Genomic DNA, 6243 nt, shown 5'->3' on the forward strand with positions numbered 1-6243 from the left:
CACGGCCTGGGCATTGTAAGCCTGCCGGAACTCGTGGGCGTCCGAACGCCGCATGAGGCGGCTGTCGGGATCGGTCAGACTGATCTGCCGGTCGGGTGGTGGTTCATCATCCGGCGGTTTCGGCGCCCGGCCACGACGCCCTGTTTTCGCATCATAAGCGGCTTTCTTCTTCTCGTATGCCGGTCGCGCCGCCTCGGCCTGCGCCTTCGCATCTGCTTCCAGCCGGGCGCAGGCTTCGTCCAGCTTCGCTTTCAGCGTTTCCCGTCGGGCAAGCTCTTCCGGCAATGCCTGCGGATCGCTGTCTGTGGCATCCGCCTGGTCCATCAGTTTCGCGATATCCACAGCCAGCTGTTCGCGCAGCGCCCTGATCCGGTCGTAGCGCAGGGAACGGTATTTCGATGCGTCAGCATCGATTTTCGTGCCGTCGATCGACACCACGCCCAGACGCAGCAGGCCTGTCTCGCGCACCAGAAGCAGCACTTGTGCAAATGCAGCTTCAATGGCGCCCCTGTTCGTCCGGCGGAAGGTAGCAATCGTATCATGATCCGGATGCAGGTTCGCCGCCACGAAGCGCACCCCGATGTCGCGATATGTCGCCCGCTCGATCCGGCGTGAGGAAAACAGCCCGTTTGCATAGCTGACGATCAGAAGTGCGAGCATCAGACGCGGATGGTACTGTGCCTTGCCACCCGTGCGTACTGGCACAGAAAACGCATTCATCGGAACCCGTTCAACGGCGGCTACAACGAAATGCGCCATATCGTCAGCAGGAAGCCACGACTTCAGATCAGGCGGCAGAAGATACGGCTGAGACCGGTCAAACGGGATGAAGCTGCTCATCTCACCACCTTACAACCTTACCCCTTCACAGGGTACCCCAACCCGACAGACTGCTAGAGGGTGTGTTATGCACCTTGCATGAGTATAGCAGCATTTCTCATGCAAGAAGCGCGCGAACGCTATTATCTAAAATTTTGCTTCCGTTTTCTGTGTCGTACCCATCTTGCCGTATCAATAACAAAATGCGGAATTATGTTCCGTACGAATATTTCTGCTCTCTGCATGGTCGATTGTCTGCTGTTGGATAGATAGATCGTGCTTTGTTCCGTCCTGTCAGCTTTTATTTTGGGTGCCGTGTAAAAATATGTAATGAGTGTCCGCCGCAGATATCCTGTTCGCGCGGCCTGGGGGTGTCCATGCCATGAATCAGGCGACTGGAGCATGAGAACGCTGCGCCCGAACCGGGGAACAATTTTTCTGACAGGCCGGGTTGGATTTTTCTGCCACAGTTCCAGTTGGCCGCCATATTCCGGCTTCCAGTCATGATTGAGGTAAGTCAGCAAAGCCAGGCGATTTTCCAGACACGTATGGGGGTGATAACGAAAATCGGTATGGACCTGAAAATGTCCCTGCCCCGCGACTTCATGCATGCCCCCCCCATAAAAATAAGGATCGGGAAGCAGATTCGTGATTCCTGTCAATCTGGTCAGTAGCCGGAGGAACGGTGCACCGTTCACAATATCAAAATACCGTTGTATTGCTGCAGGCATGACGGATTTTGTGCTGGTCGAACGCTTTGACTGAAGCTGGTTCTGGAATACATTTATATTGTTTACGTGATCGAGATTAAAAGCCTGCAACGCTTCGTTCAGCAGGGAATCACAGAACATTCCGTCCATGACCAGATGTGGAAATGGCTTGGCTGTCTTGAACTCCTGCGCAAGACTGTTCAGCCGGGAAGTGTCGGACCGGTCCATTCTTTTTAACAGGGGTACGTACGACATCTGCTATCCTAATAATAGTCTTGCCAGGTGCGGTAGGATATTGGGATGTTTTTAGTAAATCCGGTCTACTGTGCAGATAGGAAAAGTTCAGAAGGGGCTTCGATTCTGTATCTGTGATGATGCGACTACGTATTTATGATGCACTGTTCCAATATGGCACCATGCCTCGCCATATTCGGCAGGAATGGCGCCCTTGCCGGCCAAGGTATTCAGCATGTTTTCCAGTTCCGGGAGGAGAAGGGCATGATCCTGCAGGGGGGCCATCAGTGGCTCCTTGTACGGGAGCAGGAAATGGCCCGTCACGGGAACGGGGGTTCCGTCCTGTGTCGGTAATGGATCATTTATGGTGGTGCTGACGGCTTCTGCCAGTTTCAGGAAACTTTGCAGGAAATCATTATTATAGGCAAAATTTCCAGCCCCGCCCTGCGACCGGATTTCTTTTTCGGAAGAAGGCGTATTGATCCACGCGATGTAATGTTTCGCATGTAAAGTATGCAACCCGTCTGCGCTGGCAAATATGTGGTCAATCTCCACACGTTCGTCTGTACCAAATGGCAAGATAATGCCATGTAGTACAGGTAGGCCACTTGCCACAAGCATCTGCGTAACGGGATCATCCGCGGCAGGCTGTCCGCATAGTTGCTGCCACAGGGCGGCATCTCCGCCTGCAGGGAAATCGGGATTGCGGTGCGCACGTGTCATGTCCGGTCCTGCAACAGATAAAGCTCCGAATCCGATAAGAAAGCTTTTATTGTAAAGAATTGGTAACCGGGGGGCGGCTCCCCTTCGTCACGCCATTATTCATGTCCGTCTCATGCAGCATCATGCCGGCTGCCAGGCTGTGAGCACCCGGTATCGGGGCGCGCCTTCAGCCATGCTTCAAGATCCTGCACATCCAGGGGCCTGGAAAAGAAATATCCCTGTATCACGTCGCAGTTGATCTGCCGGAGCAGGTCAAGCTGCGCCTGCGTTTCCACGCCTTCCGCCACCACGGTCATGCCCAGGCTCCGCCCGATACGGATGATGGCCGTGACCACAGAGTGAACCTTGCCCGTCGGTTCAAAGCCATCCATGAAGCTTCGGTCAATCTTGAGTTCGTTAAGTGGCAGGTTTGCAAGGTTCGACAGGCTGGAAAAACCGGTTCCGAAGTCATCCATGGAAAGCCCGATGCCCATGGCCCGGATCACCTGAGCGGCGATGAGGGTCTGATCGTAATTTTCTATCATCGCACTTTCCGTCAGTTCGATGGTCAGGCGCCGTGGGGGAATGCCGCTTTCGTGCAGGATCTCGCCAATCAGGCGTGGCAGGTCGGGATTTCTGAAATGCAGCGCGGATATGTTGACCGATACGACCGGAACGTCCACCCCTGCCTGCATCCATAGGGCCATCTGTCGACAGGCCGCCCGCAGTGACCACAGCCCGATTGCCTCGATCTGTCCGGTTTCTTCCGCCAGGGGGATAAAACGGCCCGGTGATATCATGCCCAGGGCTGGATCGGTCCATCGCGCCAGGGCTTCCACCCCTTCCAGCCGGCCGGTCGCGGCATGGACCTGCGGCTGGTATACCAGATAGAGCTGGTCCGTCCTGATCGCCTCCTTCAGCGCGTTGGCCAGCAGGATCTGGTCCGCCGCCTGCCGGTTCATTTCCTCGCTGAAGAAACGATAGCAGTTACGGTCGGCATTCTTCGCCTGCGACAGCGCCGTTTCTGCCTGCTGCATGAGTATTTCCGTCTCCCGCCGGCCGCCGTCATTATCCGCAATGCCGATACTGGCCGTAACGGTAACGGGAACCTCGTCAATCACGACCGGCTCCGCTACGGCATTCATGACGGAATCGGCCAGTGCCGTGGCCCGTTCCACCCCGCCGGTCGTGATCAGGGTAAATTCGTCTCCCCCGCTGCGGGCCAGCAGGTCGTCACTGGAAATAAGACCGGATAGCCGCCGGGCCAACGCAGCCAGCAGCATGTTGCCTGCCGGGCGTCCCAGTCCGTTATTGATGGCCCGGAACCGATCCAGGTTTATGATCAGGGCCAGTAGGTTTTCATGCCGCGCGCGCGCCGCCCGCTGCCTGATACCGTGCCGCAGCCCGGTCCGGTTGGGCAGGCCCGTCAGGGTGTCATACTGCGTAAGCCGCGCGATATCCTCACGCGAGCGCTGCTGTTCGATGGCAAGCGCGCACAGGTGCAGGCAGGCATCGGCAATCCGCCGGTGCCATCTGCCCGGTGCGCGCTTGGCACGGAAATAGAAAGCCAGGCTGCCGCCTACCCGGCCGTCACGCAGCAGGATCGGCACCGACCAACAGGCCATGAGGCCATGCGGGACGACAAACTGCCAGAACCCCTTCCATTTCGGATCGGCTTCAATGTCTGGTGTAACCACTTCCCTGCCGGTGAACAGTGCCGTGCCGCATGACCCGACCTCGGGGCCTATCTGCAGGTCAGCACAGACTTCGGCAATCTGTGCGGGCAGCCGTGCGCGCGCTACGGGGTGCATGCGTCGTTCATCATCCACGACCACGATCTGTGTTACGACATCCGGGGCGATACGTTCAATCTGGCGGCACATCAAGGCGAGGATTTCGTTGAAGGACAGGTTGCTGGTCAGTGCCCCCATCATATCCTTCTGCAGCGCCTTTATCTGCTCGCTGCCCGTAATGTCATTCAGCACCACGATCACTTTGTGCAGTTCCTCATAGGGGCTGCATAAGGGCGTTACGGTTGCCAGAAGCCAGATGTCCTGACCTGTGTCGGTGCGGGAATGAATTTCCAGTTCAAAGGGCCGACAGCGCTGCAGACGACGGCGAAAGGCCTGTAATGTTGCAATATCGCCCTGCTGCCCGGACAGAAAGGCCGAGAAATCAGCCCCTTCCATACCCTCGGCACCGATGCCCGAAAACCGGGCCGCCGCTGCATTGGCATAGGTAATGCGGCACTGGCTGTCCAGTATCAGGATGCCGCATGCATTGCGTTGTACGATGGTGGCATACTGCAGGTCCTGTTCACGTCGGGACAGATCCCGTGTCACGTCGCGCAGGGAAATAACAAACACCTGCTGTCCCGCCCCCTCGGCCCGTGCCACGGACATCTCGGCAGAAAACGCCGTGCCGTCATGCCGCAGCAAGGTCAGGTGGTGGTGATTTTCCGTAGGGGAACGACAGACCTTACCCCCGGACACGCCGGATGGGCATAGCGCAACATTCGTCAGGTTCTCACCAAAGGTACAGGGCAGGATGTCTGTCCCGGTGGGAAAGAGAATATCGAGTTTCCGGCCGACCAGTCCGGGCATGGGGCCACCCCAGATACGGGCCGCGTTATCATTGGCAAAGATGATTGTGTTATCATTGCTGACAAGCAGGATACCCGTATCAATGCTTTCCAGCAGTTTGTCCGGAATGGGATAGGTCTGTCGTTCGCCCATTAGTCTGGTCTGCCTGTCTGTTGTGTTCTGGTGGGTAAATGGATGACGACGCCGTTCTCAGGGGTCTGTGTCCGGTAGCGTTTGAGAAAAAGCGGGAACGTGTCTGTCCCTTCTCCCCCCTGCTGCCAGTTTTCAGGACGGGACAGCCCGTAGGGGTCCCCATCACAGCGCACGACCGCCCATGCCGCGCAGTCCCGTTCCGCCCCACATCCCGCAAGCAGTCCGACCAGCGTGATGCGGGTATCGGAATCATAGGATGCCGTCAGGGTCTCGTTGCCGCGGAATATCAGGCTGAATGGCGCGGCGCGGTCCGAACTGCCAAATGTGATGTCGATCAGGATAAGGCCGGCTTCGGAATGCTTGGGTCCGAAAATGATTTCTCCCCCCGCCGGATCAATAATCAGGTGCAGCCACAGAACCTGAAAGGGGCCAAAACTGTCGATTTCCAGCGTTCCCCCCTGCAGGACATATTCCCAACTGCTCCACCGGGCCAGATCTGTCAGGTTCGTGCGGACCCAGGCTCGTGACCCTATGACGAAGCGATAGGAAGACAGGTCCGACCTGCGTGAAAGGGGAAGTGATCTGTTTACAACCTCAATCACGTTGTTCCAGTTGAAAAAGCCGTTTCTGACCGCGGTCTCGTCCGCGCGGACCACAAGGGAGCAGCCATTGTCCGTTGCCATCTTCATATGTATCGCCTGTCTCAAAAATACTCGCACCAGCAAGGAAGTTTCGGGGTTTCTGACCACTGGCTATTGGGCCAAAATATGAAATATTTGTGGCGTGGCCTTTCTGCCCGATGTGAAACCGCATGATGGTGGAGGTGATGAGGACGTAACGGAATTTATTGTTGCATAAGACCCGTCATTTGAAAACCAAAAAAATGCTGGCCATGCGTTCGCGCAATCGTCTATAAAACAAAGCTAATGTGCCAATATAAACGAATAATACTACGGGCTATCACCTTTGACCTATATGAGCCCATTTTCTGAGGCCGATGGATCGGATGGTCTGTGGCAGGGCGGTGAGGTTGTTCCATGCGG

Annotated in this window: 5 protein-coding genes; all 5 read right to left on the reverse strand. The window is 56.5% G+C overall.

Translation table 11 applies throughout. The features are described from left to right. The coding region (locus CFR80_RS16405) for a transposase (protein WP_146221683.1) at nt 1-840 on the reverse strand (840 nt) is incomplete at its 3' end. A gap of 122 nt (nt 841-962) precedes the next feature. Beyond that, nucleotides 963-1784 carry a 2OG-Fe(II) oxygenase gene (locus CFR80_RS16410; RefSeq protein WP_010517535.1) on the reverse strand — a complete coding sequence of 274 codons (822 nt, stop codon included), beginning with the start codon at nt 1782-1784 and terminating at the stop codon, nt 963-965. An 87-nt stretch (nt 1785-1871) separates the two neighbouring features. Continuing rightward, a complete protein-coding gene (locus CFR80_RS16415; RefSeq protein ID WP_010517538.1) occupies nt 1872-2486 on the reverse strand; it encodes an NERD domain-containing protein in 615 nt (204 codons plus the stop codon). 110 nt (nt 2487-2596) lie between these two features. Further along, nucleotides 2597-5200 carry an EAL domain-containing protein gene (locus CFR80_RS16420; protein WP_010517540.1) on the reverse strand — a complete coding sequence of 868 codons (2604 nt, stop codon included), beginning with the start codon at nt 5198-5200 and terminating at the stop codon, nt 2597-2599. Beyond that, nucleotides 5200-5889 (reverse strand): hypothetical protein, encoded by a 690-nt coding sequence (locus tag CFR80_RS16425; protein ID WP_010517542.1) that lies wholly within the window; start codon nt 5887-5889, stop codon nt 5200-5202. Before CFR80_RS16425 ends, CFR80_RS16420 begins: the two co-directional genes overlap by 1 nt. Nucleotides 5890-6243: the final 354 nt, after the last annotated feature.

Origin of the sequence: Komagataeibacter oboediens, assembly GCF_003207815.1 — a bacterium.
GTDB lineage: Bacteria > Pseudomonadota > Alphaproteobacteria > Acetobacterales > Acetobacteraceae > Komagataeibacter > Komagataeibacter oboediens.